Below are 25,055 nucleotides of genomic sequence, written 5' to 3'. Positions count from 1 at the left end.
TGACTCCGACATGTTCGTAACAGCCATCAGCGGTTGGCACGGATAGTGGTTGCAGCTTGCAAAGTTGCCATCACTTGAGGAGCAGGAGAATCATGTACAAAGACTACCCGGCCGCCTATCAGGTCAGCAAAGGCTCGGCGTTGCAGGTCGATACACCTTTCTATGAACGGATTCGCGACCGCAAGGACGGGCGCACGCTGATCGAGCAATTCGAGGTGCCGATCCGCACCGGCCGCGCCTGGCACGTGCCGGCGGGGCATGTGTTTCGCGTCACCACACCGGTCGGGCCCCAGGTGGGCGATTTCAATGTGTGGAACGCACACGATCCACGTGAACGGATGTGGGCGGCGCGCACCCGGCAATTGCAGGGCGCGCATGTCAGCACCCACGATCGGTTGTGGTCGAACCTGCCTTTCCTGCGACCTCTGGTGACCATCACCGATGACAGCTTGGCCGACTATGGCATCGACGAGCACGGCGGGCGCCTGCACGATTTGCTCGGCACGCGCTGCGATCCTTATGTGAACAAAATGCTCACCGGCGAGGATTTCCATCATCACTGCCATTCCAACCTGACCCGCGCCGTGTTGCCCCATGGCCTGACCGAGTTCGATGTGCATGACGTGCTGAACATCTTCCAGTGCACCGGTCTGAATCACGATGACCTGTATTTCATGAAGGCCTGCCCGGCGCAGAAGGGCGATTATCTTGAGTTCTTCGCCGAAATCGACTTGCTGTGCGCGTTGTCGACTTGTCCCGGTGGTGATCTGTCACTGGCGATGTGGGGGCCGGACGCGCAGGATCCGCTGACGGTATGCCGCCCGCTCGGGGTGGAGATCTATCGTCTGGACGATGCGCTGCTCGAAGGCTGGAGCCAGCCTGAACGTGCGGCGTACAAAGGCCTGCATGGCTTGCACATTGCCAAGGCCGAGTGGGAAAAGTAATCGCCACAAAAACAAACCCCGCCGATTCAGGCGGGGTTTTCGTTCAGCGGTCCTGCGCGTCCTTGATGTCCGCTTCGGCGTTGCGTTCAGCGACGCGCTTGCGTTGTTCTTCGGTCAGTTCGACCTTGTTGGCGGTGTCTCGCAACATCATCAGACCGCCGACGATCGAGCCGATTGCAACGACCAGAATCAACCAGGCATACCAGGGCATAACGGCTCTCCTTAAAGGCAGGTCGACGGGCGAGGGTTTCGCCGTGCAACGCTGCATACCACTTTGAGCGAAGTGCATTCGCAGTGGTTCCATTCTAGGCCGGTTATGCCCCTGGCGGTTTACAGTCCGGTGAGCATGGCATCTGCCGGGGCATTGGCGCGCAATTGGCCGGTCAACAGGAAGTAGCCGAAACCGACCGCCATGAAGCCGAGGAAGATCAGCCCGATCAGCGCATTGAACCAGGCCATCGCCACCAGACACACCACCGCCAGCACCAATGCAATCAGGGGAATCAGCGGGTAGCACGGCGCGCGGAAGGTGCGTTCCAGATTCGGTTCGGACTTACGCAGTTTGAACAGGCTGAGCATGCTCATGATGTACATCACGATTGCGCCGAACACGGCCATGGTGATCATCGCGGCAGTGAGGGTCATGCCGCCGAGGTTGATCAGGCCGTCGCTGTAGATCGCTGCGATACCGATCACGCCGCCGGCGATGATCGCCCGGTGCGGGGTCTGGAAGCGCGACAGTTTCGCCAGCGAGGCGGGCAGATAACCGGCGCGGGCGAGGGCGAAGAACTGCCGCGAGTAGCCAAGAATGATCCCGTGGAAACTCGCCACCAGCCCGAACAGACCAATCCACACCAGCATGTGCAGCCAGCCGGAGTTGTCGCCGACCACGGCTTTCATTGCCTGAGGCAGCGGGTCGTTGATGTTCGACAGGGTGCGCCAGTCGCCGACGCCGCCGGCAAAGAACATCACGCCCATCGCCAGCAACACCAACGTCAGAATGCCGCTGATGTAGGCCTTGGGAATCGTGCGTTTCGGGTCCTTGGCTTCTTCGGCCGCCATGGCTGCGCCTTCGATGGCGAGGAAGAACCAGATCGCAAACGGAATCGCCGCGAACATCCCGGCAATCGCCGGGGCGCCGAAAATGTCCGAGCCGGCCCAGCCATTCAGCGCGAAGTTGCTGAAGCTGAACGCCGGGGCGACCACACCCATGAACACCAGCAACTCAGCGACGGCCAGGACGCAGACGATCAGTTCGAAGGTCGCGGCCAGTTTCACCCCGAGAATGTTCAGACCCATGAACACGATGTACGCGCCGACCGCCGCGTGTTTCGGATCGAGGGCCGGAAACTGCACGTTCAGGTACGCGCCAATCGCCAAGGCGATTGCAGGCGGAGCAAAGACGAATTCGATCAGCGTCGCCAGCCCGGCGATCAATCCGCCTTTTTCACCGAAGGCGCGGCGACTGTAGGCGAACGGCCCGCCCGCGTGGGGGATCGCCGTGGTCAATTCGGTGAAGCTGAAGATGAAACAGGTGTACATGGTCGCGACCATGAACGAAGTCACCAGGAAACCCAGGGTTCCCGCGACGCCCCAGCCGTAACTCCAGCCGAAGTACTCCCCGGAAATCACCAGCCCCACCGCGATGCCCCACAGGTGCAAGGTGCCCAGCGTGGGTTTGAGTTGTGTGTTCATGCGTTTGCTCCCTGAACGGTTTGGAAAGCTCGGGGAAGGGCGTGTGCAGTGGGCGTGCCATTTTGTATTGGTGGGTCGTAATGGGATGAAAGCTGTCGTATCGGGGATGTTCGCGGCGCAATGCCCACAAAATTGTGCGCCAGTTGGGTGCGATGTTGTCTGCGCTGCCGTCTTCGCGGGCAAGCCCGCTCCCACAGGTATCAGCGGTGTCTGGGCGCGCGCATTTCAAGTTGTGGGAGTGGGCTTGCCCGGGAAGAGGCCCGTCCACACGACGCAAAACTTTGCTGTAACGCCCGCGTAAACCCACTCTTTACGCTTTCTTTATGCCCCGCCCACACCCTCGCTCTCGTTCCTTTACAGCCTCCTTTCCGACAATGCCTCCACACGCGGCAATACGCCGTAACACGGAGATCTTCCATGAGCGTTCTGGACGGGGTGTCACTGCTGCTGGCAGTGGGGCTGTTCATTTATCTGTTGGTTGCGCTGTTGCGCGCGGATCGGACTTAGGAGCGGCTATGCACAGTTATGACTATTGGCTGATCCTCGCATTCTTCGCGGTGGTCTTGCTGCCGGCGCCGTTCCTCGGGCGCTTCTACTACAAGGTGATGGAGGGCCAGCGTACCTGGCTGACGCCGATTCTCGGCCCGGTCGAACGTGGCTGTTACCGCATCGCCGGGGTCAATCCGCAGGACGAACAGAGCTGGCAGAAGTACACGCTGGCGCTGCTGGCGTTCAACCTCGCCGGTTTTCTGCTGCTGTTCGCGATCCTGCTGTTCCAGGATCACCTGCCGCTGAACCCGCAAAACCTGCCGGGCCAGGAGTGGACCCTGGCGTTCAACACCGCCGTCAGTTTCATGACCAACACCAACTGGCAGGCCTACAGCGGCGAAGCGTCGCTCAGCTACCTGAGCCAGATGGTCGGCCTCACCGTGCAGAACTTCGTCAGCGCCGCCACCGGCCTCGCTGTACTGGTTGCGCTGTGCCGTGGCATCGGGCGCAAGTCCACCAAAACCCTCGGCAACTTCTGGGTAGACATGACCCGCGCCACCCTCTACGGCTTGCTACCGCTGTGCCTGCTGCTGGCGCTGTACCTGGTGTGGCAGGGCGTGCCGCAAACCTTCGCGCAATACGTGAATGCTGTGACGATGCAGGGCGTTGATCAGGTGATCCCGCTCGGCCCGGCCGCCAGCCAGATTGCGATCAAGCAACTGGGCACCAACGGCGGTGGTTTCTTCGGCGTCAACTCGGCGCATCCGTTCGAGAACCCGACCGCCTGGAGCAACCTGTTCGAAGTTGCGTCGATCATCCTGATCCCGGTGGCGCTGGTGTTCACCTTCGGCCACTACGTGAAGGATCTGCGTCAGAGCCGCGCCATCATCGGCTGCATGCTCGCGCTGTTCATCATCGGCGGCGCCACTTCGCTGTGGGCCGAGTATCAACCGAACCCTGCCTTGAACAACGTCGCCGTCGAGCAGACCGCGCCGCTGGAAGGCAAGGAAGCGCGCTTCGGCACCACTGCCACTGTTCTTTGGTCGGTGACCACCACCGCGGCGTCGAACGGTTCGGTCAACGGCATGCATGACAGCCTCAACCCGCTCACCGGGATGGTCGCGCTGGTGAACATGATGGTCGGCGAAGTGATCTTCGGCGGCGTCGGCGCGGGGCTCTACGGCATGTTGCTGAACGTGCTGATCGCGGTGTTCCTCGCCGGCCTGATGATCGGCCGCACCCCGGAATACCTCGGCAAGAAACTCCAGGCCCGTGAAGTGCAACTGCTGGTCGTCACCCTGCTGGTCATGCCGGTCGGCGTGCTGGTGCTGGGCGCGATTGCCGCGAGCCTGCCGGGCCCGGTGGCGGCGGTGAGCAACCCCGGCCCGCACGGTTTCAGTCAGTTGCTCTACGCCTACACCTCGGCCAGTGCCAACAATGGTTCGGCATTCGGCGGCTTCGGCGCCAACACTGCGTTCCACAACCTGATGCTCGGCTTGGGCATGCTGATCGGCCGCTTCGGTTACATCCTCCCGGTACTGGCCCTGGCCGGCAGCCTGGCGATGAAGAAAACCGCACCGATCGGCCAGAACAGCTTTCCGACCCACGGCCCGCTGTTCGTGACCCTGTTGACCGTGACCATTTTGCTGGTGGGCGGCCTGACCTTTTTGCCGACCCTCGCACTGGGCCCAATCGCCGAACATCTGAGCATGGGCTTCTAAGGAGTCAATGATGAATATGCCCGCAATCAAGCCCGCCGCCGTCAAGGCGCCGGAACAAGCGAAAACCGCGATCAGCGCCCTGTGGCGTCCGGCGCTGGTGCAAGCGTTCGTCAAGCTCGACCCGCGGCAGTTGCAGCGCTCGCCGGTGATGCTGGTGGTCGAACTGACGGCGATCCTGACCACCGTGCTGTGCTTCATTCCCGACAGCAGCGTGCCGACCTTCGTTGCTGCGCAAATCGCCCTGTGGCTGTGGTTCACCGTGCTGTTCGCCAACTTCGCCGAAGCGCTCGCCGAAGGTCGCGGGAAGGCCCGCGCCGACAGCCTCAAGGCTGGCAGCGAAGGCCTGAGCGCCCGACGCAAACTGGCCAACGGCAGCTTCCAGGTCGTGCCAGCCACTAGCCTGCGCAAGGGTGATGTGGTGCGCGTCGAAGCCGGGGAAATGATCCCGGGTGACGGCGAGGTTATCGAAGGCATCGCGGCTGTTAACGAAGCCGCGATCACCGGTGAATCGGCTCCGGTGATCCGCGAGTCCGGTGGCGACCGCTCCGCCGTCACCGGCAACACCCGGCTGGTGTCCGACTGGCTGCTGGTGAAGATCACCGCCAATCCAGGTGAATCGACCCTCGACCGCATGATCGCGCTGGTCGAAGGCGCCAAACGCCAGAAGACCCCGAACGAAGTGGCGCTGGACATCCTGCTGATCGGCCTGACCCTGATCTTTCTGCTGGTGGTCGTGACCCTGCAACCGTTCGCCCACTTCGCCAACGGCAGCCTGCCGCTGGTGTTCCTGGTGGCGTTATTGGTCACGCTGATTCCGACCACCATCGGCGGTCTGCTGTCGGCGATCGGTATCGCCGGGATGGATCGTCTGGTGCGCCTTAACGTGATCGCCAAATCCGGTCGTGCGGTGGAAGCGGCGGGTGACGTGCATGTGTTGCTGCTGGACAAGACCGGCACCATCACTTTCGGCAACCGTCGTTGCAGCGCGGTGTATGCGGCGCCGGGTGTGAATGCCCGTGAGCTGGCCGAAGGCGCGCTATTCGCCTCGCTGGCCGACGAAACTGCCGAAGGCAAGTCCATCGTCGAGTACCTGCGCGGCTCCAATCCGCAGCCGGAACCGGCGCCGGAGACCCTGACTGCCGTGCCGTTCAGTGCGGAAACCCGTTTGTCCGGTGTCGACTACCAGGGCCGTGTATTCCGCAAGGGCGCGGTGGATTCGCTGCTGGCCTTCCTCGGTCAACAACGCAAGGATCTGGCCCCGGCGCTATCCCGGGAAATCGACAAGATCGCCCAGAGCGGCGGTACCCCGTTGCTGGTCTGCGCCGACGGCAAACTGCTCGGGGCGATCCACCTGAAAGACGTGGTCAAGCCGGGTATCCGCGAGCGTTTCGCCGAGCTGCGCAAGCTGGGGATCCGCACGGTGATGGTCACCGGCGACAACCCGCTGACTGCTGCCGCGATTGCTGCTGAAGCAGGCGTCGACGACGTGCTGGCCGAAGCGACACCTGAGAAGAAACTGGCGCGCATCCGTCACGAGCAGAACGACGGTCGGCTGGTCGCGATGTGCGGCGATGGCGCCAACGACGCACCGGCGCTGGCCCAGGCTGACGTCGGCATGGCGATGAACGACGGCACACAAGCCGCGCGTGAGGCGGCCAACATGGTCGACCTCGACAGCGACCCGACCAAGCTGCTGGACGTGGTGCAGATCGGCAAGGAATTGCTGGTGACTCGCGGCGCGCTGACGACTTTTTCCATCGCCAACGACGTGGCCAAGTACTTCGCGATCCTGCCGGCGCTGTTTGCCGCGATCTACCCGCAATTGGGCGTGCTGAACATCATGCACTTGAGCAGTCCGCAGAGCGCGATTCTGTCGGCCATTGTGTTCAACGCCCTGATCATCGTTGTGCTGATTCCCTTGGCCCTGCGCGGTGTGCGGGTGCAGGCGGCGAGTGCGGCGGCGCTGCTGCGGCGCAATTTGCTGATCTATGGTCTGGGCGGGATTCTGGTGCCGTTCGTGGGGATCAAGGCGATCGACATGCTGTTGACGGCGTTGCATCTGGTTTGAGTGAGCGGTGTTTGCTGGATCTCTACACGGCTTGAGATCCAGCCCTCATCGGAACGCCGCCCGCCTAACCCTCTCCCGGAGGGAGAGGGGACTGACCGAGATATTTGTAAGAGCTACATCGACCTGAGATATCGAGCCGAACTCAGGATTTGAAAAGCACAAAGATCGGCTCCCTTTCCCCCTCGCCCCTTTGGGGGAGAGGGCTGGGGTGAGGGAGAGGGATCTTCCTGACACCCCACCAAAGTTTGCCCAATGAATTCGAGGATTTTGAAATGTCCACAATGTTACGTCCGGCCCTGAGCCTGCTGGTGCTGATGACCCTGGTCACCGGCGTTGCCTATCCACTGGTGGTGACCGGCGTTGCCCAGGTTGCCTTCCCCGAGCAGGCCAACGGCAGTCTGGTGCGCGACGCCGAAGGCAAGGTGCGTGGCTCCTCGCTGATCGCTCAGGATTTTGTCGGCGATGCCTGGTTCCATCCGCGTCCATCGGCCGGTGCCTTTGCCACCGTGTCGAGCAGCGCGAGCAACCTGTCGCCAAGCAATCCGGCGTTGGCCACTCGAGTGATCGATGACGCCAACAAGCTGCAGGTGCCCGGTCAGGGCCCGGTGCCGCTGGCGCTGTTGACCACCTCCGGCAGCGGTCTCGATCCGCACTTGCCACCGGCGGCGATTGCCTATCAACTGGCGCGTGTCGCGGCCGCGCGCAATGTGCCGGTGGCGACCTTGCAGCAACTGCTGGACGCGCACATCGAACAGCCGCTGGTGGGCCCGCCGGTGGTGAATGTGCTGGCGCTGAACATGGCGCTGGAAAAGCTCTGAGTCGGTGGCGCGGCCAATCGCTGGCAAGCCAGCTCCCACAGGAGCACGCATTCCCCATGTGGGAGCTGGCTTGCCAGCGATGACGGCAGTCCAGGCAATACACAAACATCAGGAAGAGAGCTTCAAGCATGAGTGACTCCGGCCGTGCCGACGCGCTGTTAGCAGACTTGCCCCGCGACGGACGCGGCCGGCTCAAGGTTTTCCTCGGCGCCGCGCCGGGCGTGGGCAAGACCTACGCGATGTTGCAGGCGGCCCACAGCCAATTGCGCCAGGGCGTGAAAGTCATCGCCGGGGTGGTCGAAACCCACGGCCGCGCCGAAACCGAAGCGCTGCTTGGCGGCTTGCCGCAACTGCCGCTGGTGCGCTCGGAATACCGCGGTGTGACGCTCGAAGAAATGGACCTCGATGGCCTGCTCGCGGCCAAGCCGAAACTGGTGCTGGTCGACGAGCTGGCTCACAGCAACGCCCCCGGCAGTCGTCACGCCAAACGCTGGCAGGACATTCAGGAACTGCTCGCCGCCGGCATCGACGTGTACACCACGGTCAACGTCCAGCACCTGGAAAGTCTCAACGATCAGGTGCGCGGCATCACCGGCGTGCAGGTGCGCGAAACCCTGCCGGACTGGGTGCTGCAAGAGGCCTACGAACTGCTGCTGATCGACCTGCCGCCCCGCGAACTGCTCGAGCGCCTGCGCGAAGGCAAGGTCTACGTGCCGGAGCAGGCACGCGCCGCGATCGATGCATTTTTTACCCAGACCAACCTCACCGCGCTGCGCGAACTGGCGATGCAGACCGCTGCCGCGCAAGTCGATAACGATCTCGCTCAGGGCTATCGTCAGCTTGGCCAGGCCGCGCCAGCGGTGCGCGGGCGCTTGCTGGTCGGCGTCGATGGCGATGCCCAGGCTGAACGGCTGGTGCGTCACGCCAGTCGGGTGGCCCAGCGTCGGCATTTGCCGTGGAGTCTGGTGCACGTCGACAACGGCAGTGTGCGTGACGAGCAATCGCGCCTGCGCCTGCAAAGCGCCCAGCAACTGGCGGAACGCCTCGGCGGCGAAGTGGTGCTGCTGCGGGCCGGCGAGGTGGCGAAAACCCTGATCCAGCATGCGGCGGAACGGCGGGCGAGTCTGGTGCTGGTTGGTCAGTCGCGGCCGCGCCTGCGCAGGCGTCTGTTCGGTGGTGGGCTGGCGGCGCGTTTGCTGCGTCAGGCCCATGGTCTGGAAATCAACGTGCTGGACAGTGATCAGGAACAGCATCAACCGCGCCCGCGTGTCGCGCCGACGCTGGTGTGGTTCGACTACGCGCTGGCGCTGGTCGCGACGCTGTTGGCCAGTGCACTGGCGTGGGCGGTCTCCAGCGTGCTGCCGTTGCCGAATATCTCGCTGGTGTTTCTTGCGGCGGTGCTTCTGGTGGCGGTGCGCAGCAGTCTCGGCCCGGCGCTGGCCTGTGCGGCGCTGTCGTTTCTGACCTATGACTTTCTGTTCATTCCGCCGAATTTCTCCTTCAGCATCCAGCGCGAAGAAGACGTGCTGACCTTGCTGTTCTTCCTGCTGATGGCGGCGCTCACCGGTAACCTCGCAGCGCGTCAGCGGCGGCAATTGCAGGCGCTGCGCGATACCCAGGAAGAAACCACCGAACTGCTCGACCTGTCGCGCAAACTCACCGCCGCCACCGACCGTCAGGCCGTGGTCAGCGCCGCAGCCCAACACCTCAATGGCTGGAGCGATCTGCAACTGTGCCTGCTCAATCGCGACGGGCAGGGCGGTTGGAAAGTCGAAACCGGCGGGCCGCTGCAATTCACTGAATCCGAGCGCGCCGCCGCCGACTGGGCCTGGCAACACGATCAACCGGCGGGCATGGGCACCGGTACGTTGCCGTTCGGGCGCTGGTGGTGGTGGCCACTGTCGGTGGAGGACGGACCGCTGGCGCTGCTCGGTGTGTGTGCCAAAGAGGGCCAGACCCTGAGCGGCCAACGTCGTCGTTTGCTGACCGCGTTGAGTCAGCCCCTGGCTCAAGCATTGGCCCGGGCGCAACTCGCCGATGACCTGGAAGCCGCGCGTCTGCACGGTGAAACCGAACAATTGCGCAGCGCCTTGCTGGCCTCGGTGTCCCACGATCTGCGCACGCCGCTGACCTCGATGCGCGGCAGCATCGACAGCCTGCTGGCCCTCGGCGAAGCGATCCCGCTGGAGGATCGCCGCGAGCTGCTCGAAGGCACCCGCGATGAAGCCGAACGTCTCGACCGCTACATCCAGAACCTGCTGGACATGACCCGTCTCGGCCACGGCGCCCTGAAGCTGGCGCGGGACTGGGTGTCGCCGGCGGACATCGTCGGCAGTGCGCTCAATCGTCTGCGGGCGGTGTTGTCGTCGTTGCAAGTGAGCACCGATGTACCGGCCGAGTTGCCGCTGCTTTACGTGCATGCCGCGCTGATCGAGCAGGCGCTGGTCAACGTGCTGGAAAACGCCGCACGCTTCTCGCCATCCCACGGTCGTTTGCAACTGCGCGCCGGGGTGGATGACAGCGAAGTGTTTTTCTCGGTCAGCGATGAAGGACCGGGGATTCCGGTCGATGAGCGAGCGAAGATTTTCGACATGTTCTACACCGCCGCCCGGGGTGATCGCGGCGGGCAGGGCACGGGGCTGGGGCTGGCGATCTGTCAGGGCATGGTCGGCGCCCATGGCGGGCGGATCAGTGTCGGCGACGGTATCGACGGGCGCGGCACCTGCATCACCCTGCACCTGCCGTTGCAGACGCAACCGGGGATGGACGGTGAAGCCTGATCCGCGCTGCGCTACTCTCTTGCCACTCTTTCGTGTTGATGTGAACTCATGAGCCAGACCGCGACCATTTTGGTCATCGATGACGAACCGCAGATCCGCAAGTTCCTGCGCATCAGCCTCGCTTCCCAGGGCTACAAAGTGCTGGAGGCCGGCACTGGCGCCGAGGGCCTGGCCCAGGCGGCGCTGAACAAACCCGATCTGCTGGTGCTCGACCTCGGCCTGCCGGACATGGACGGCCAGCAGGTACTGCGCGAGTTTCGCGAATGGGCCACGGCGCCGGTGTTGGTGTTGTCGGTGCGTGCCAGCGAGGGGCAGAAAGTCCAGGCGCTGGATGGCGGGGCCAATGACTACGTGACCAAGCCGTTCGGCATTCAAGAGTTTCTCGCCCGGGTGCGCGCGTTGCTGCGTCAGGCACCGGCCGGCGAAGCGCAGCAGGCCGCGTTGAATTTCGGCCCGCTGACCGTGGACCTGGCGTATCGCCGGGTGCTGCTGGACGGCGTTGAAGTTGCCCTGACCCGCAAGGAATACGCAGTGCTGGCGCAACTGGCGCGGCATCCGGGGCGGGTAATCACCCAGCAGCAATTGCTCAAGGACATCTGGGGCCCGACTCACACCGAGGACAGCCACTACCTGCGGATCGTGGTCGGGCATTTGCGGCAGAAGCTGGCAGACGATCCGACCCGGCCACGCTTTATCGTGACCGAGGCGGGTGTCGGTTATCGGTTGTTGAGCGAGAGCAGTCTTTAGTTCTGCTCGCTCTCGTAGCGATCCAGCGTATCCCGGGCAATCTCCCGGCCCAGCGCGATCAATTCGGGCGCCTTGTAGAACTCGAAGAACCGGCATACCCGCTTCGGCACGTTGATCAGGATGTCCGGCGGATACCCGGCGATCTTGTACTGCGCCAGCGAGGTCTGCATCACCTCGAAACTCTGGTTGATCAGATCAAGCAATGAAGCCGGCCCGACGTTATCGACGATGAACGATCCGGTGGCGGATTTCGGTGCGCCATCGCGCTCTGGCGCGGCGGCCGGTTGCTGGGCTTCCGGCTCCGCGCCTTCGACCCAAGGATTGATGTCCGCCGCTTCGGCACGCAGCGCTTCCTGTTCCAGCATCAGCAATTGCTCGGCCTGTTTGCGGCGGAACGGCATCTTCGAGCCCAGCGAATTGATCAGGCTGTCGAAGCGCGTGCGGAACGCGGCGGGGCGCTGGATCACCGGCAGTTTGTAATGGCGCTGGTTGGTCGAGTTGAGATTGACCGCGATAATCAGGTCGCAGTGGCTCGATACCACCGGCACGATCGGTAACGGGTTGAGAATGCCGCCGTCCACCAGCATCCGGTTGCCTTGCATCACCGGGGTGAACAGGCTGGGAATCGCCGCCGAGGCGCGCATGGCCTGATGCAGACAGCCTTCCTGAAACCAGATTTCCTGTTGGTTGGTGAGGTCGGCGGCCACCGCCGTATAGGGGATGCGCAGGTCTTCGATGTTGATCTCGCCGACGATCTTGCGGATCTGGCCGAAGACTTTTTCGCCGCGGATCGCACCGAGGCGGAAGCTGACGTCCACCAGGCGCAGCACGTCGAGGTAATCCAGGCTTTCGATCCAGTTGCGGTATTCGTCGAGCTTGCCGGCGGCGTAGATCCCGCCGACCACGGCCCCCATGGAACAGCCGGCAATACAACTGATGTCATAGCCCCGTCGTTCGATCTCTTCAATGACCCCGATATGGGCATAGCCCCGGGCGCCACCGGAGCCCAGCACCAGTGCGACACGCTTTTTCATCAAACTTCCTCCCGACAAGGTTGCACAATGCACCCATCGAGGGCCGGGCTTCAATCGTCGGGGTCGCTCGGGGCGGCGATGGCGTCGTTTTTTCGATACTTCATGACCCGTCGGCGTTATCTTTTGCAGAGCGGTGCAAATGCGGGACACAAGGCACTTTTTCGCTGGCGCACCGTCTTACCTGCACGACTGTTGACCTATCTTTGAGGTGTGAGTGATGAAAGCCTGGATCTGTGTGCCGTTGATGGCTCTGGCATTGGCCGGTTGCGCCGGCAAGACTGCTTACCGCGACAGCTGCGGCAGCCAGCTGGACGCGGCGTGGCATGAACTGGATCTGGCCAAGGCCGAAGGTTTCGCCGGTACGGTCAGTTACTCCAAGGCGTTGTCTTTGCTGACAGCCGCCAAAACCCAGCAGCAATTCGAGGGCTTCGAAGGCTGCACCAAGAAAGCCGAAAAAGCACGTTTCTACATTCGCGAGTCCCGCGCCGGGCGCTAAGCTGCTGACGTAGCGCAAGGGCAGGTCGCTTGCGCCGGCGCACACTCGTGCAAAGTCATTGAATTCAGGAGCAAGCGATGTCTGCGTTGGTTGATCAGCTGGTGGCTCATGTCCTGAGCCTCGAAGTGCGGCTGCTGGCCTGTCAGGCGCGTCTGACCGCGCGGACCGACCCTGAAGCGCTGCACGACCTGCGCACCACCGTACGGCGCTTGCGCAGTCTGTTGCGACCGTTGCGCGGCTTGCCCGGTGTCGAACAGCTGGAAAGCGCGGCGGCCAGCGTCGGGCAACTGACCACGCCGTGGCGCGACCGCGAGGTGCTGGCGGCCTGGCTGATCAAACATGATCAGCCGGAAGCTGCACAGCGCCGGATGGCGCAAATGGCCGAGGCGTACCCGACGCTGGCGGCCAGCGCCGAAGTGGCGTCGCTGTTGATGATCCTCGATGCCTTTCCGCGTTTCCTGCGCGCGTCCCAGCGCCAGGGATTGCTCAAGCGCCTGGACAAGCGCATTGAAAAACGTCTGGGCAAACAATGGAAGAACCTCGACGTGGCGCTGCACGACCCGGCCCACGACCGTCATCGCCTGCGCCTGCTGATCAAGCGCGTGCGTTACGGCATCGAGGCCTACCCGGAACTGGATCGTCTGCCGGAAGCCGCATTGTCCCGTTTGAAATCCGCACAAGGCGCACTCGGTGACTGGCACGATTGCTGGCAATGGCTGGCCCGCGCCGAGCTGGAGCTGGATCTGCAACCCTGCGTCGCCACCTGGCAGGCGACCATGGCCAAGGCCGAAATCAAGGCCGACCGGGTGCTGGAAAAGCTCAGCGCGGCCTGCTTCAGGTCCTGAAACCCGCTGGCGCGCAGCACCGCTGTCTTATCTGTCAGTCTCTTTGACCGGAATGGACGCTGCGCCGCTCTGCCGTGCTGGTTAAGATCCGGTCATTCCCTTTTTCGTGTCCGAGGTTTCCATGCGCTTTTGCGATCTGATCGATGCTGTCCGTCGTCAACCGGAGGTCACGATTCCGGCGGAGTGGGGCCAGGGCCGGGCCAGCTTTGGCGGCTTGGTGGCCGCGCTGCAGTTTGAAGTGATGCGCACTAAAGTGTCGGCCGATCGACCGGTGCGTTCGCTGGCGATCACCTTTGTCGGCCCGATTGAGCCCGAAGTGCCGGTGAGCTTTGAAGTCGAGGTGTTGCGCGAAGGCAAGGCAGTCAGCCAGGTGCTGGGGCGCGCCGTGCAGAACGGTCAGGTAGTGACGATGGTGCAAGGCAGCTTCGGGGCCTCGCGTCCGTCGGAAGTGGCGGTTGAAGCCTATCCCGCGCCGGAGATGAAGCACTGGGACGACTGTCAGGAACTGCCGTACATCAAAGGCGTAACCCCCGAGTTCATGCGTCATCTGGCGATGCGCTGGAGTGTCGGCGGCATGCCGTTCACCGGCACTCAAGCGCGGCTGATGGGCGGCTGGGTGCGCTTGCGCGGGGATGTGAAGGAAGAACCGGTCAACGAAGCGCACCTGCTGGCGCTGGTCGATGCCTGGCCACCCGCGCTGTTGCCGTACCTGAAGAAACCGGCACCGGGCAGCACCCTGACCTGGACCATCGAATTCGCTCAGCCGTTACGGGATTTGAGTACGCTGGATTTTTGCCAATACCTGGCGGACATCGAGTATGCGGCTGACGGTTATGGTCACGTCGCCGCCAAGCTGTGGAGCGCGAAGGGTGAACTGATTGCCATGAGTCGGCAGACGGTGACGATCTTCGCCTGACTCAATGGCGGCGATGGCGTTCACGCCAGGCGCGAAACCAGCCGCCACTGAGGAAGAACCGCGGAAACGTCAGGAACTGCTCGACCAGCAGCCGCGAGACAGCGTCCTTGCGATCACTGAACGGCTCGGAGGCTTGCGCCTCCAGGCTGTGACCATGGCGCTGCAGACCCAGCGCCGCGATGATGCCGATCACGCCGATCGCCACGCTGGCCAGACTCAGGCTGAACACACCCGAGACGATCAACAGAAACGCGACGATGAACAGCGGCACGGCAATCAGATGCAGCACCAGATTGGTCGGGTGCTGATGGTTGTTCGGGTACGCGCGCCATTGCCACGCGGGAAGGTTGGGGTGACGTTTGCCCATGTTGCTGCTCCTCGATCCATGTTTGGTACATGGTTGAAGAATAGGCCCGGGCAGCGAGGGCGGCGAATCAAGGTTGGCTATTGAAGTGATAGGGACAATGGTCTTATTTGATGCTGTTTCTGCTGACGCCATCGCGGGCAAGCCCGCTCCCACACGGGATTGTGAACGCCGCTGAGTCTACTGTGGGAGCGGGCTTGCCCGCGATGAGGCCCTTAAAGTTTCAACTGCCCAATCGCCTTGTTGAGTTCCCCGGCCAGCGTCGCTAACTCGTTACTGGTGGTCGCCGAATCCACGGTCTGTTGCACGGTGTTTTCGGTCACATCACGAATGCTCACTACCGCGCGGTTCATCTCTTCGGCCACCTGGCTCTGCTGCTCCGCCGCCACCGCAATCTGCGTGTTGCTCTCACGCATCTGCGCCACCGCACCGGTGATTTCCGCCAGTGCTTCTCCCGCCTCTTGCGCCTGCTGCACGCAGTCGTCGGCCTTGTACGAACTCTCCTGCATGAAGTCCACCGCATCTCGGGTGCCTGCCTGCAACGCCGAGACCATGGTGGTGATTTCATCGGTGGAAGTCTGCACGCGCTTGGCGAGGTTGCGCACCTCGTCGGCGACCACCGCGAACCCGCGACCCATTTCCCCGGCACGCGCCGCTTCGATCGCGGCGTTAAGTGCGAGCAGATTGGTCTGTTCGGCGATGCTGTGGATCACGCTGACCACGCCGTTGATCTTCTGGCTGTCCTCGGCCAGGCGCTGGATCATCTCGGCAGTCTGCTGCACGCCGCTGGACAGACCGGCAATCGAATGCTGGACGCGGGTCACCACTTGCTGGCCGCTGCCGGCCAGGCCATCGGCGGTCTGCGACAGGTCGCGTGTGGCGCCGGCATGCTGGGCGATGTGGTAGACGGTGGCGGTCATTTCGTTGATCGCCGTGGCGGCCTGATCGGTTTCGCTCTGCTGGCCGAGCATGCCGTGACGCACCTCGTTCATGCTTGATGCCAGCCGCGCGGCGCCGACGTCGAGTTGCCGCGCGGTGTTGGCCACGGTGGTCACCACTCGCTGGTAACCGGCCTGCATCGCATTGAACGCATTGGCCATCTGCCCGACTTCATCCTTGCACGCCAGCGGCACCCGGGCGGCGAGGTCGCCGGTTTTCTCCACGTGCAGCATCACGTCCTTGAGAGTGTTGAGCTGGCTGAGCAGGAAACGGATCAGCAACTGTGAAGCGCCGAGCATCGCCAGCATCAGGATGAACACTGCCACCGCGTAGTTGGCGAAACGCTCGCTGAACACCTGGCTGAGGCTGGGGGCGTAGGCGATCACGGCGACCTGCTGGCCATCGGCGCGGCTGAAGACCTCGGCGCCGAGCAGCGGATTTTCGCCGAATAATGGCAAGTGACTGATCTCGATCCAGCCGCTGCTGTCGGTGATCTCCAGCAGCGGTTGATCGTTGAGGCGCGGCGCTTCACCGCGTTTGAAGGTCAGTACCTGATCGGATTTGGGCAGCGCCTGCCCGGTCGGCCAGGCCTTTAGCAATTGCGCCTGGGCCTGGGCCGAGGTTTGCGCGGCGTGGCTGCGGGCCTGTTGTTCGAGCTGCACGGCGTACAGCACCAGCAACAGGGTGGTGACAAAGGCGACCGCGTTGACCGCCCAGAATTTGTATTTCAGCGAGATATTGCTAAGCCAGGCACCCATGGAGGTCTTCTCTGATAGCGGAAACAGTTTTGGCAAGGTGCCATTATTGTGCCGCTACCCAGGTGCCCGGTTCTTGATATGCATCAACAACCGATGCATCTGCCTCTTTCAGGGCAGGGTAGGTAAACCGTAGAACGCCCGCGCGCAGGCGGTGGTGTGGGCCGCCAGGTCTGCTTCGGTTTCGCCTCGATGCAACGCGACCTCACGTAACACTTCGGTCAGGTACGCCGGCTCGTTGCGCCCGTTCTTCGGCTTTGGCCGCAGTGTGCGTGGCAGCAGATACGGCGCATCGCTTTCCAGCATCAGGCGACCGCGCTTGATCTCCTTCACAAGCGGATGCAAATGCGTGCCGCGACGCTCGTCACAGATCCAGCCGGTGATGCCGATGTGCAGGTCCAGATCGAGGTAGCTGAACAAGGCTTTCTGCTCGCCGGTGAAGCAATGCACCACGGCGGCAGGCAATCGGTCGCGGAAGTCACGGAGGATTTCCAGCAGGCGCTGGCTCGCATCACGCTCATGCAGAAACACCGGCAATTGCAGTTCGGCAGCCAGGGCCAGATGTTCTTCGAGGACTTTTTCCTGCTGTGGGCGCGGCGAGAAATCGCGGTTGAAATCCAGTCCGCATTCACCCACCGCCATTACGTTCGATTCCTGCAGCAGGCTGCGCAGACGCCGTGCGCTGTCGGCATTCCAGTCGCTGGCCGAATGCGGGTGAATGCCGGCGGTGGCGAACAGTCGCTGGCCGTCCGGATCCAGTTGCTGGCAGAGCTCCAGCGCCTGTTCGCTGCCTTCGACACTGGTGCCGGTCAGCACCAGTTGGCAGACCCCGGCCGCGTAGGCGCGGTCGAGCACGGCCTGGTGTTTGTCGGCGAAACTGGGGTTGGTCAGGTTGACGCCGATATCGATGAGTTGCATGGTGCTACCTCGGGCCGAAGGCCGGAAAGCATATCAGAGCTGTAGATTTATAAGAAAAGCCAAGAACTACAACGGCTTATGGCTGTCTGTTGAGGCCGCGTAGCAGGCCGGGTTGGCAGAATTGCCATCACTGTGCCAGTCTCTCGCACTTTATCAGCGCTCCAGGCGCTCTGTTTTCGTCGGTGTTTTACGACCGCTCAGCGGTGAAAACGCCCCGTATTCTTTCCGGAGAGTGGATGGTTCGTCCCTCGGTTTTGCTCCTGCTGTGTGGTTCGCTGCTGTTGCCGATGACGGCGGTCGCGCGGCTGCCCGGGCCGCTGCAAGCCGTGCCGGCCGCCAAGGTTCGCGACCTCACCGAAATCCGCAGCAGCCGCGTCTTGCGGGTGCTGGTCAACCAGAGTCGCAACAGCTCCGGCGAAGTCCAGGGCCAGGCGATCGGCATCGAATACCACCGGCTGCGCGCCTTCGAGCAATACCTCAATGGCCACGCCCGCGATGGCCAGGAAATCACCCTCAAGATCATCCCCAAAGCCAAGGATCAATTGCTCGGCGCGTTGCAGCGTGGCGAAGGCGATCTGGTGGCGCCGGGCGAACTGCTCGAGTTGCAACCGGGCCACGCAGTCGCCAGCAGCGAGCCGATTGCCAGCAACGTGCCGCTGGTGCTGGTCGGCATCAAGGGTGAAAAGCGCTACACCAAGGTTGAACAACTGGCCGGCAAAACCCTGGCGCTGCCCACCGGCAGTGCGGCGGGGGAGGCGGTCAGCCAGCTCAACCAGAAACTGGCGCTGCACAAACTGGCGCCGATCAAGATCGAATGGGTCGATCCGACGCTGGCGGTCGAGGATGTGCTGGAAATGGTTCAGGGCGGGATTTTCCACCTGACCATCGTCGAACAACCGATTGCCGAGCGTTGGGGCAAGATCCTGCCCAAGCTGCGTTTCGACCGTCAGGTGATGATCAGCGAACCGGGCGAGGAATACTGGTTCGTGCGCCGTGATGCCTCGATGTTGCGGGCCAGCATCGACCGCTTCCTGACCGGCTACAAAAAACCGTCTAACGAAGATGCGGCATTCCTGCGGATCTACCGCCGTCTCTATCAAGTGCACTATCCGTTGGCCAAGGCCGATCGCCAGCGCCTGGAAAAACTGCGTCCGACCCTGCAGAAGCACGCCGAAGCGCAAAACATGGACTGGCTCAACCTGGCGGCGCTGGCCTTCAAGGAGTCGGCGCTACAGCCCAATGCGCGCAGCGGCAGCGGGCCGACCGGGCTGATGCAGATCACCCCGTCGGCGGCACAGCGGGTTGGCGTCAACAACATCCAGAATCTCGATGCGAATGTGCAGGCCGGTGCCAAGTACCTGGCGATGATCCGCCGCAAGTTCTTCAACAGCCCCAAGCTCAACGAACGCGAGCGCATGGCGTTCACCCTGGCGGCCTACAACATTGGTCCGGAGCGAGTGCAAGGCATGCGTGCCGAAGCGCGGCGTCGCGGCCTGAATCCAAACCAGTGGTTCTTCCAAGTCGAGCGCATTGCCATGGAGCAGGTGGGAATGGGCGCCGTCAGCTATGTTAATAGCGTGAACAAGTATTACTTGGCGTTCGACCGGGAGCGGGAGTCGTTGGAGCCCGGGGGGCAGAAAGTTGTCTCACGAAAATGATCAAATAAGTTGATTGTTATGGCGGAATTTTTGCGCTTTTAACATGAAAATAACTGATTAATATAGCGGCCAACCAACAAGCACTTCTGACAACAAGGAAACGCAACATGAGCTCTCTGATCAACAAGGTTCTGTTCACCCGCGCCGGCTACGGTCTGACCATTCTGCGCATTGCCGTCGGCGTGATCTTCGCTGCCCACGGCTCGCAGAAACTCTTCGGCCTGTTCGGTGGCTACGGTCTGGCAGGCACCGCGCAATACATGGAAAGCATCGGCCTGACCCCGGGTTACCTGATGGCCACCCTGGCCGGCGGTACCGAGTTCTTCGCCGGTCTGGCGCTGATCATCGGCCTGCTGGTTCGCCCGGCGGCGCTGGGTCTGACCTTCCTGTCGCTGGTGGCGATCTTCACCGTACACATCAGCAACGGTCTGTTCATGGCCAACAACGGTTACGAGTTCGCCCTGGCTCTGCTTGGCGGCAGTCTGGCAGTACTGATCGAAGGTGCCGGCAAGCTCTCGGTGGATCGCGCCATCGCCGGTTGACCGCTCTGGCTCAAGCAAAAGGCCCGCATTCTGCGGGCCTTTTTTGTTGCGGCTGATTCTTGACACTGGCCGGTCACGTTCTCTAGGATGCCGCCCATGCGCCGATTTAAACAGCTACTTGCGGGGCGCCAGGTGACTATTCTTCAGTTGCCGTCAGAAGCCGGAACAGGGCTTCGAAATACCGCTAAAGCGCTGGTTCGGTGTTGCCTCTCACCTGCCATGCAGACTTTTGAGGCAGAGACACGACACGATGAATGCACTACGCCCTCCAGCACGTCCCGCGCCGATCACGGCACATATCACCCAGCGCAATCCGAAAATCCTGCTTGGCGGCAAACATCAGCCGACGCTGTTGCGTTACCTCGATGGCTGGCCACGTCGCAGCGGCGGTCCTGCCGCCTTCCTGATCCAGTTCGTTGAAGACGGTGAGTCGCTGGCGCGTTTTGCCGATGACAGTTTCGATCTGGCCGTCATTCAGGCCCCGAGCCGTGAAGAGGCGCCGGAAATGATTCGCCAATTGACCCGCGTCGCACGCCAGGGCCTGATCACCCGGCGCTGAGCGTCAGGGATATTCGATCGCCACGATGTAGACGAACTGTTCGCCGGTCGGCGTCTGTACCCGAACTTCGGCATCCAGCGCCTTGCCGATCAAGGCGCGGGCCAGCGGTGAGTCGATGCTGATCAGGCCGAGTTTCAGGTCCAGCTCGTCCGGGCCGACGATGCGATAGCGCGACTGTTTTCCGTCTTCGTCTTCGATGGTCACCCACGCGCCGAAGTAGACCTTGTTCGGATCACTGGGTTTTTCGCTGACCACTTTCAACGCCTCAAGGCGTTTGGTGAGAAAGCGCACGCGGCTGTCGATCTCGCGCAGCATTTTCTTGCCGTAGGTGTACTCGGCATTTTCCGAACGATCACCCTGAGCCGCCGCTTCGCTGACCGACTGCGTCACCTGCGGTCGGCGCACATGCCACAGCTCATGGAATTCGGCGCGCATCCGCGCTTCACCCTCGGGGGTGATCAGTGCGGTGCCGGCGGTGCGGGGAGGGCGATAACGGCTCATGGCAACTTCTTTTGATTAAGACGGCTGGAGTCTATCAACCCTCGCGCAACACTGTCAGCGGGCTGGCGTTGAGCGCACGCCGCGTGCCGAACACCCCGGCGCCACCGATCAGCGCCGCGCCGATCAACGGCAACAGCAGCAACCACGGATGGGGATGCCATGGCAGGTCGAAGGCGAAGCGATACAGCACCAGACTCACCACTTCCGAACCGATGGCCGCGAGCAATCCACTGACCGCGCCGAGCAAGCCGAACTCGATCCGTCGCGCCTTGATCAGCAACTGGCGCTCGGCACCCAGCGCACGCAGCAGTGCGCCCTGGCGAATGCGTTCGTCCAGCGTTGCCTGCAACCCGGAAAATAGCACCGCCATCCCCGCCGCCAACACAAACAACAACACATACTCCACCGCCAGGGTGACCTGGGCGAGGATGCTGCGCAGTTGTTCGAGCAAGGCTTCGACCTGCAGGATGGTCACTGCCGGGAATGCTCGCGACAGCTCGACAATCTGCTGATCGTGACCGGGCGCCAGATAGAAGCTGGTCAGGTAAGTCGCCGGCAGATCCTTCAGGGTGCCGGGCTGGAAGATCATGAAGAAGTTCGGCTGGAAGTTGTCCCAGTTGATCTCCCGCAGGCTGGTGACCTTCGCTTCACGATTGACCCCGCCGACGCTGAATACCATGTGATCGCCCAGTTTGAGCTTGAGGCTTTCGGCCACCTTGCCTTCCACCGAGACGCCCGGAACATCGTCCGAAGGTTGGCCGGTCCACCACGAACCGGCGGTGATCTTGTTGCCCGCCGGCAGATCGGCCGCCCAGGTCAGGCTCAGGTCGCGCTGGATCGCGCGGTCGCCGGCCGAATCCTTGCTGACGATTTGCTGCACCGCTTCGCCGTTGATGCTGATCAGCCGTCCCGGCACCACCGGATACAACGGCGCGGCCTGGGCCGAGACATTGATCAGGTGATCGGTGAAGGCCTGTTTGTCGGCCGGCAGGATGTTCAGGGCGAAATAGTTGGGTGCGTTTTTCGGCAACTGGTTCTGCCAGGTGTCGAGCAATTCGCCGCGCAGCAAGGCGATCAGCGCCATGGACAGCAGGATCAGCCCGAAGGCCAGTGATTGGCCGGCTGCCGCCAAAGGATGGCGCAACAACTGACCCAGCCCGAGACGCCACGGCAGGGACGCGCGTGCGAGCAGGCGACGCAGGCTTTGCAGCAGCAACAGCAGCAAGCCGCCGAGCACCAGCGCGGCGACCACACCGCCGCCGAGCAGGGCGAACGTCAGCAGCAGGTCCAGACTCAGGCGCCACATGATCAACCCGAGCGCGCCGAGTGCCGCGCCATAGACCATCCAGGTGCTCGATGGAATCGGCAGCATGTCCCGACGCAATACCCGCAGCGGCGGCACGCGGCCCAGCGCGGCGAGTGGTGGCAGGGCGAAACCGGCCAGCGCCACCAGCCCGGTGCCTATTCCGGCCAGTGCCGGCAACAAGCCACCCGGTGGAACGTCGGTCGGCAGCAGATCATGCAGCAACGCGAACAATCCCAATTGCGCGAGCCAGCCGAGCAGGGCGCCGCCGAGGCTGGCGAGCAGGCCGAGCACCGTCAGTTGCAGACTGAACAGCACCAGGGTTTCCCGGCGCGACAGACCCAGGCAACGCAGCAGGGCGCTGGCATCGAAGCGGCGGCTGGCGAAGCGGTTGGCCGATAACGCCACCGCGACACCGGCCAGTAGAACAGCGACCAGACTGGCCATGTTCAGATAGCGTTCGGCCTTGCCCAGTGCACCGCCGATCTGCCGGTTGCCATCGCGGGCATCCTGAATCCGCTGGTTGGCGGCGAGGCCCGGTTTGATCAGTTGGCGATAGGTTTCCAGCGCCTGCGGCTCTCCGCGCCACAGTTCGCGGTAACTCACCCGGCTGCCGGGTTGCACCACGCCGGTCGCAGCGAGGTCGTCGAGGTTGATCAGCACTCGTGGGGTCAGGCTGTAGAAGTTACCGGCGCGATCCGGTTCGTAGGTCAGCACTCGCGTCAGTTTCAGCGTCTTCATGCCGACGTCGATGCTGTCGCCAATCTTCAAGTCCAGCGCCGTCAGCAGGCGCGCTTCGACCCAGGCTTCACCGGGCTGCGGCTCGCCTCCGGCCTCCTCTGTCGCGTAAGGGGCGGGGGCGCTTTTCAGTTCGCCGCGCAGCGGATAGGCGCGGTCGACGGCTTTGATACTGGAGAGCTGAATACCGTTGTCCGTGGCGATGACGCTGGAAAACTCCACCACCTGTGCATGATCCAGGCGCAACTCGGTGCCGCTCCTGATTTGTTCCGGGCGGGCGGGCGAGCTGCCTTCGAGCGACAGGTCGGCCCCGAGAAACTCGGTGGCGCGCAGCATCATCGCGCCGTTGAGGCGGGCGCCGAAATAGCCGATCGCGGTACTCGCCGCCACCGCCACCACCAAGGCGAAAAACAGCACCCGCAGTTCACCGGCGCGGGCATCGCGCATCAGTTGGCGCAGGGCGAGACTGAACAGACGCAACAGCGGCAGACGTGCCATCAAGGCTCCAGAGGGGCGACCAACAGGCCGGCTTCAAGACGGATCAGGCGCCGGCAACGATGGGCCAGGCGTTCGTCGTGGGTCACCAGCACCAGGGTGGTGCCGCGTTCCTTGTTCAATTCGAACAGCAAGTCGCTGATGCGCTCGCCGGTGTGGCTGTCGAGATTACCGGTGGGTTCGTCAGCAAACAGCACGTCCGGCTCGGCGGCGAAGGCCCGGGCAATTGCCACGCGCTGCTGCTCACCACCGGAGAGCTGGCGCGGCGAGTGAGTCAGGCGCTGGCCGAGGCCGACCCGTTGCAGCAGTTCGGTGGCGCGGCTTCGAGCGTCTTTGCGGCCGTCGAGCTCCAGCGGCAGCATGACGTTTTCCAGCGCGTTGAGGCTGTCGAGCAACTGGAACGATTGAAAGACGAAACCCACGTGCTCGGCGCGAATGCGCGCGCGCTGGTCTTCATCGAGATTGCTCAGGCCTTGCCCGGCGAGCGTCACTTCGCCGCTGCTTGGCAGATCAAGGCCGGCGAGCAGGCCGAGCAGGGTGGATTTACCGGAACCGGACGCGCCGACGATGGCCAGGCTGTCGCCCTTGTTCAGTTCCAGGCTGAGTTCGTGCAGGATGGTCAGTTCACCTTCCGCGCTGGGAACCACTTTGCTAAGGTTCTTCGCGGTGAGAATGCTTGCGCCCATGGAGAATCCGATGCGTGTGTGGTTTTTGAGTGCTGGCCTGGCCTTGATGTGCATGGCCCAGAACGCAGCGGCGGGTACAGTCCTGATCGTTGGCGATAGTATCAGCGCCGGTTTCGGACTGGATACCCGGCTTGGGTGGGTGTCGTTGCTCGAACAGCGGCTCAAGACCGAAGGTTTTGACGATAAAGTGGTCAATGCGTCCATCAGTGGCGACACCAGTGCCGGAGGCCAGGCACGGCTGCCGGCGCTGCTTGCAGAGCACAAACCGGAACTGGTGATCCTCGAGTTGGGCGGCAACGATGGCTTGCGCGGAATGCCGCCGACGCAATTGCAACAAAATCTTGCGTCGATGATCGACAGCTCCCGTCAAAGCGGTGCCAAGGTGCTATTGCTCGGCATGCAATTGCCACCCAACTACGGCAAGCGCTATACCGATGCCTTTGCCGAGGTCTACGGCAAACTCGCCGAGGAGAAGAAAATCCCGCTGGTGCCGTTTTTCCTCGACGGCGTGGGCGGGCATCCGGACCTGATGCAGGCCGACGGTCTGCACCCGGCGGCCGGGGCTCAGGGCAAGTTGCTGGAAAATGTCTGGCCGACGCTAAAACCGCTGCTATGAGGCTTTTCTAGCGGCAGGCTTTCGGCTAATGTGGCGCCCCCTTATTTGGAGCCCCCGATGCCGCGTCCTGCCTGGTCCCTGTTCGCCTACCAACTGATCGAGCCTGACGAACAGATGGATCTGTTCGCCTGCCAGGAAGTGCGGGTGCATCTGGTGACCCGTCAACTGGAGCTCGGTGGTTCGGCGGACCGCACCCTGTGCGGCAGTCTGCTGCCGGCGCAACCGCGCTGGTCGAGCGTGGATCGCCGGGTGTTCCAGGATCAGCGCCTGTGCTCGCTGTGCCGGGCAATCCTCGAATCGCAGAAGCGCGGCACCTCGCCGATCTGGCCTGAGCTGCGTTTCGAGCTCTGAGTCCTTTTTCGTCGATATCGCGGTCTATCGGCGCATCTCCCCGAATTCCCTGGGCGCGGTGTACAATCGCGCTCTTA

General features: G+C 62.8%; 24 protein-coding genes. 15 read left to right on the top strand and 9 right to left on the bottom strand.

Going from position 1 to position 25,055, the window contains the following annotated elements; all coding sequences use genetic code 11:
- Nucleotides 1-92: 92 nt before the first annotated feature.
- A complete protein-coding gene (locus tag PDR5_RS20325; RefSeq protein ID WP_064598380.1) occupies nucleotides 93-944 on the top strand; it encodes an urea carboxylase-associated family protein in 852 nt (283 codons plus the stop codon).
- A 43-nt stretch (nucleotides 945-987) separates the two neighbouring features.
- On the opposite strand, the gene PDR5_RS20320 is transcribed toward PDR5_RS20325, so the two are convergent.
- Both PDR5_RS20320 and eat read right to left on the bottom strand, forming a co-directional pair.
- The gene (locus tag PDR5_RS20320; protein ID WP_064598378.1) at nucleotides 988-1,155 is read right to left on the bottom strand and encodes a DUF2897 family protein; all 168 of its coding nucleotides are present in this window, start codon (nucleotides 1,153-1,155) and stop codon (nucleotides 988-990) included.
- Nucleotides 1,156-1,274: 119 nt separating this feature from the next.
- Entirely contained in the window at nucleotides 1,275-2,639 is a 1,365-nt protein-coding gene (gene eat, locus PDR5_RS20315; protein ID WP_064598376.1) for an ethanolamine permease, read from the bottom strand.
- A gap of 417 nt (nucleotides 2,640-3,056) precedes the next feature.
- Between eat and kdpF the strand changes: the two genes are divergently transcribed.
- The 6 genes from kdpF to PDR5_RS20285 all read left to right on the top strand — a co-directional run bounded on the left by kdpF (nucleotide 3,057) and on the right by PDR5_RS20285 (nucleotide 11,262).
- Nucleotides 3,057-3,146, top strand: coding sequence for a K(+)-transporting ATPase subunit F (gene kdpF, locus PDR5_RS20310; protein ID WP_007950940.1), 90 nt, complete (start codon nucleotides 3,057-3,059; stop codon nucleotides 3,144-3,146).
- Nucleotides 3,147-3,154: 8 nt separating this feature from the next.
- On the top strand, nucleotides 3,155-4,849 hold the full coding sequence (gene kdpA / locus PDR5_RS20305) for a potassium-transporting ATPase subunit KdpA (protein ID WP_064598374.1): 1,695 nt from the start codon (nucleotides 3,155-3,157) through the stop codon (nucleotides 4,847-4,849).
- A gap of 10 nt (nucleotides 4,850-4,859) precedes the next feature.
- The gene (gene kdpB / locus PDR5_RS20300) at nucleotides 4,860-6,917 is read left to right on the top strand and encodes a potassium-transporting ATPase subunit KdpB (protein ID WP_064598372.1); all 2,058 of its coding nucleotides are present in this window, start codon (nucleotides 4,860-4,862) and stop codon (nucleotides 6,915-6,917) included.
- A 272-nt stretch (nucleotides 6,918-7,189) separates the two neighbouring features.
- Nucleotides 7,190-7,735 carry a potassium-transporting ATPase subunit KdpC gene (gene kdpC / locus PDR5_RS20295; protein WP_064598370.1) on the top strand — a complete coding sequence of 182 codons (546 nt, stop codon included), beginning with the start codon at nucleotides 7,190-7,192 and terminating at the stop codon, nucleotides 7,733-7,735.
- A 128-nt stretch (nucleotides 7,736-7,863) separates the two neighbouring features.
- The gene (locus tag PDR5_RS20290) at nucleotides 7,864-10,515 is read left to right on the top strand and encodes a sensor histidine kinase (protein ID WP_064598368.1); all 2,652 of its coding nucleotides are present in this window, start codon (nucleotides 7,864-7,866) and stop codon (nucleotides 10,513-10,515) included.
- A 48-nt stretch (nucleotides 10,516-10,563) separates the two neighbouring features.
- Nucleotides 10,564-11,262, top strand: a complete 699-nt coding sequence (locus PDR5_RS20285) for a response regulator (RefSeq protein ID WP_039770498.1) — start codon at nucleotides 10,564-10,566, stop codon at nucleotides 11,260-11,262.
- Here the strand turns inward: PDR5_RS20285 and PDR5_RS20280 are convergent.
- Complete coding sequence (locus PDR5_RS20280; protein ID WP_064598367.1) at nucleotides 11,259-12,296, bottom strand: patatin-like phospholipase family protein; 1,038 nt, start codon at nucleotides 12,294-12,296, stop codon at nucleotides 11,259-11,261. The genes PDR5_RS20285 and PDR5_RS20280 overlap by 4 nt on opposite strands.
- Before the next feature lie 217 nt (nucleotides 12,297-12,513).
- Here PDR5_RS20280 and PDR5_RS20275 point away from each other — a divergent pair, with 217 nt between their 5' ends.
- The 3 genes from PDR5_RS20275 to PDR5_RS20265 all read left to right on the top strand — a co-directional run bounded on the left by PDR5_RS20275 (nucleotide 12,514) and on the right by PDR5_RS20265 (nucleotide 14,553).
- Complete coding sequence (locus PDR5_RS20275; protein WP_007950948.1) at nucleotides 12,514-12,792, top strand: hypothetical protein; 279 nt, start codon at nucleotides 12,514-12,516, stop codon at nucleotides 12,790-12,792.
- 77 nt (nucleotides 12,793-12,869) lie between these two features.
- On the top strand, nucleotides 12,870-13,637 hold the full coding sequence (locus PDR5_RS20270; protein ID WP_064598365.1) for a CHAD domain-containing protein: 768 nt from the start codon (nucleotides 12,870-12,872) through the stop codon (nucleotides 13,635-13,637).
- A gap of 121 nt (nucleotides 13,638-13,758) precedes the next feature.
- On the top strand, nucleotides 13,759-14,553 hold the full coding sequence (locus PDR5_RS20265; RefSeq protein ID WP_064598363.1) for an acyl-CoA thioesterase: 795 nt from the start codon (nucleotides 13,759-13,761) through the stop codon (nucleotides 14,551-14,553).
- A gap of 1 nt (nucleotide 14,554) precedes the next feature.
- On the opposite strand, the gene PDR5_RS20260 is transcribed toward PDR5_RS20265, so the two are convergent.
- From PDR5_RS20260 to PDR5_RS20250, 3 genes are all read right to left on the bottom strand, one after another.
- Nucleotides 14,555-14,920, bottom strand: a complete 366-nt coding sequence (locus tag PDR5_RS20260) for an Mpo1-like protein (protein ID WP_007950951.1) — start codon at nucleotides 14,918-14,920, stop codon at nucleotides 14,555-14,557.
- A 212-nt stretch (nucleotides 14,921-15,132) separates the two neighbouring features.
- Nucleotides 15,133-16,614: a methyl-accepting chemotaxis protein gene (locus PDR5_RS20255; RefSeq protein WP_064598362.1), complete on the bottom strand. Its 1,482-nt coding sequence runs from the start codon at nucleotides 16,612-16,614 to the stop codon at nucleotides 15,133-15,135.
- A 108-nt stretch (nucleotides 16,615-16,722) separates the two neighbouring features.
- A complete protein-coding gene (locus tag PDR5_RS20250; RefSeq protein WP_064598360.1) occupies nucleotides 16,723-17,529 on the bottom strand; it encodes a TatD family hydrolase in 807 nt (268 codons plus the stop codon).
- Between the two features lie 236 nt (nucleotides 17,530-17,765).
- Between PDR5_RS20250 and PDR5_RS20245 the strand changes: the two genes are divergently transcribed.
- From PDR5_RS20245 to PDR5_RS20235, 3 genes are all read left to right on the top strand, one after another.
- Nucleotides 17,766-19,187 carry a transglycosylase SLT domain-containing protein gene (locus PDR5_RS20245; RefSeq protein ID WP_064598358.1) on the top strand — a complete coding sequence of 474 codons (1,422 nt, stop codon included), beginning with the start codon at nucleotides 17,766-17,768 and terminating at the stop codon, nucleotides 19,185-19,187.
- Nucleotides 19,188-19,294: 107 nt separating this feature from the next.
- Nucleotides 19,295-19,729: a DoxX family protein gene (locus PDR5_RS20240; protein WP_007950955.1), complete on the top strand. Its 435-nt coding sequence runs from the start codon at nucleotides 19,295-19,297 to the stop codon at nucleotides 19,727-19,729.
- A 250-nt stretch (nucleotides 19,730-19,979) separates the two neighbouring features.
- Entirely contained in the window at nucleotides 19,980-20,288 is a 309-nt protein-coding gene (locus tag PDR5_RS20235; RefSeq protein ID WP_011335317.1) for a hypothetical protein, read from the top strand.
- 3 nt (nucleotides 20,289-20,291) lie between these two features.
- Here the strand turns inward: PDR5_RS20235 and greB are convergent, their stop codons facing one another.
- The 3 genes from greB to PDR5_RS20220 are packed head-to-tail and all read right to left on the bottom strand — an operon-like array spanning nucleotide 20,292 to nucleotide 24,011.
- Nucleotides 20,292-20,789, bottom strand: coding sequence for a transcription elongation factor GreB (gene greB, locus PDR5_RS20230; protein ID WP_039770483.1), 498 nt, complete (start codon nucleotides 20,787-20,789; stop codon nucleotides 20,292-20,294).
- A 34-nt stretch (nucleotides 20,790-20,823) separates the two neighbouring features.
- A complete protein-coding gene (locus tag PDR5_RS20225; RefSeq protein ID WP_064598353.1) occupies nucleotides 20,824-23,328 on the bottom strand; it encodes an ABC transporter permease in 2,505 nt (834 codons plus the stop codon).
- Nucleotides 23,328-24,011: an ABC transporter ATP-binding protein gene (locus tag PDR5_RS20220; protein WP_007955651.1), complete on the bottom strand. Its 684-nt coding sequence runs from the start codon at nucleotides 24,009-24,011 to the stop codon at nucleotides 23,328-23,330. The genes PDR5_RS20225 and PDR5_RS20220 overlap by 1 nt, the downstream gene beginning before the upstream one ends.
- A 10-nt stretch (nucleotides 24,012-24,021) precedes the next feature.
- Here PDR5_RS20220 and PDR5_RS20215 point away from each other — a divergent pair, with 10 nt between their 5' ends.
- Together PDR5_RS20215 and PDR5_RS20210 are read left to right on the top strand one after the other, a co-directional pair.
- On the top strand, nucleotides 24,022-24,627 hold the full coding sequence (locus tag PDR5_RS20215; protein ID WP_007955652.1) for an arylesterase: 606 nt from the start codon (nucleotides 24,022-24,024) through the stop codon (nucleotides 24,625-24,627).
- Between the two features lie 57 nt (nucleotides 24,628-24,684).
- Entirely contained in the window at nucleotides 24,685-24,978 is a 294-nt protein-coding gene (locus PDR5_RS20210) for a hypothetical protein (protein ID WP_064598351.1), read from the top strand.
- The last annotated feature ends 77 nt before the right edge of the window (nucleotides 24,979-25,055 follow it).

Origin of the sequence: Pseudomonas sp. DR 5-09, assembly GCF_001655595.1 — a bacterium.
Lineage (GTDB): Bacteria > Pseudomonadota > Gammaproteobacteria > Pseudomonadales > Pseudomonadaceae > Aquipseudomonas > Aquipseudomonas pharyngis.
Note: the sequence above shows the minus strand (reverse complement) of the source record. Positions and strands in the feature narration are given on the sequence as shown.

Coding starts and splice junctions, on each gene's coding strand:
- PDR5_RS20325 (WP_064598380.1), top strand. CDS start 93: ATGTACAAAGACTACCCGGCCGCCTATCAGGTCAGCAAAGGCTCGGCG.
- PDR5_RS20320 (WP_064598378.1), bottom strand. CDS start 1,155: ATGCCCTGGTATGCCTGGTTGATTCTGGTCGTTGCAATCGGCTCGATC.
- eat (WP_064598376.1), bottom strand. CDS start 2,639: ATGAACACACAACTCAAACCCACGCTGGGCACCTTGCACCTGTGGGGC.
- kdpF (WP_007950940.1), top strand. CDS start 3,057: ATGAGCGTTCTGGACGGGGTGTCACTGCTGCTGGCAGTGGGGCTGTTC.
- kdpA (WP_064598374.1), top strand. CDS start 3,155: ATGCACAGTTATGACTATTGGCTGATCCTCGCATTCTTCGCGGTGGTC.
- kdpB (WP_064598372.1), top strand. CDS start 4,860: ATGAATATGCCCGCAATCAAGCCCGCCGCCGTCAAGGCGCCGGAACAA.
- kdpC (WP_064598370.1), top strand. CDS start 7,190: ATGTCCACAATGTTACGTCCGGCCCTGAGCCTGCTGGTGCTGATGACC.
- PDR5_RS20290 (WP_064598368.1), top strand. CDS start 7,864: ATGAGTGACTCCGGCCGTGCCGACGCGCTGTTAGCAGACTTGCCCCGC.
- PDR5_RS20285 (WP_039770498.1), top strand. CDS start 10,564: ATGAGCCAGACCGCGACCATTTTGGTCATCGATGACGAACCGCAGATC.
- PDR5_RS20280 (WP_064598367.1), bottom strand. CDS start 12,296: ATGAAAAAGCGTGTCGCACTGGTGCTGGGCTCCGGTGGCGCCCGGGGC.
- PDR5_RS20275 (WP_007950948.1), top strand. CDS start 12,514: ATGAAAGCCTGGATCTGTGTGCCGTTGATGGCTCTGGCATTGGCCGGT.
- PDR5_RS20270 (WP_064598365.1), top strand. CDS start 12,870: ATGTCTGCGTTGGTTGATCAGCTGGTGGCTCATGTCCTGAGCCTCGAA.
- PDR5_RS20265 (WP_064598363.1), top strand. CDS start 13,759: ATGCGCTTTTGCGATCTGATCGATGCTGTCCGTCGTCAACCGGAGGTC.
- PDR5_RS20260 (WP_007950951.1), bottom strand. CDS start 14,920: ATGGGCAAACGTCACCCCAACCTTCCCGCGTGGCAATGGCGCGCGTAC.
- PDR5_RS20255 (WP_064598362.1), bottom strand. CDS start 16,614: ATGGGTGCCTGGCTTAGCAATATCTCGCTGAAATACAAATTCTGGGCG.
- PDR5_RS20250 (WP_064598360.1), bottom strand. CDS start 17,529: ATGCAACTCATCGATATCGGCGTCAACCTGACCAACCCCAGTTTCGCC.
- PDR5_RS20245 (WP_064598358.1), top strand. CDS start 17,766: ATGGTTCGTCCCTCGGTTTTGCTCCTGCTGTGTGGTTCGCTGCTGTTG.
- PDR5_RS20240 (WP_007950955.1), top strand. CDS start 19,295: ATGAGCTCTCTGATCAACAAGGTTCTGTTCACCCGCGCCGGCTACGGT.
- PDR5_RS20235 (WP_011335317.1), top strand. CDS start 19,980: ATGAATGCACTACGCCCTCCAGCACGTCCCGCGCCGATCACGGCACAT.
- greB (WP_039770483.1), bottom strand. CDS start 20,789: ATGAGCCGTTATCGCCCTCCCCGCACCGCCGGCACCGCACTGATCACC.
- PDR5_RS20225 (WP_064598353.1), bottom strand. CDS start 23,328: ATGGCACGTCTGCCGCTGTTGCGTCTGTTCAGTCTCGCCCTGCGCCAA.
- PDR5_RS20220 (WP_007955651.1), bottom strand. CDS start 24,011: ATGGGCGCAAGCATTCTCACCGCGAAGAACCTTAGCAAAGTGGTTCCC.
- PDR5_RS20215 (WP_007955652.1), top strand. CDS start 24,022: ATGCGTGTGTGGTTTTTGAGTGCTGGCCTGGCCTTGATGTGCATGGCC.
- PDR5_RS20210 (WP_064598351.1), top strand. CDS start 24,685: ATGCCGCGTCCTGCCTGGTCCCTGTTCGCCTACCAACTGATCGAGCCT.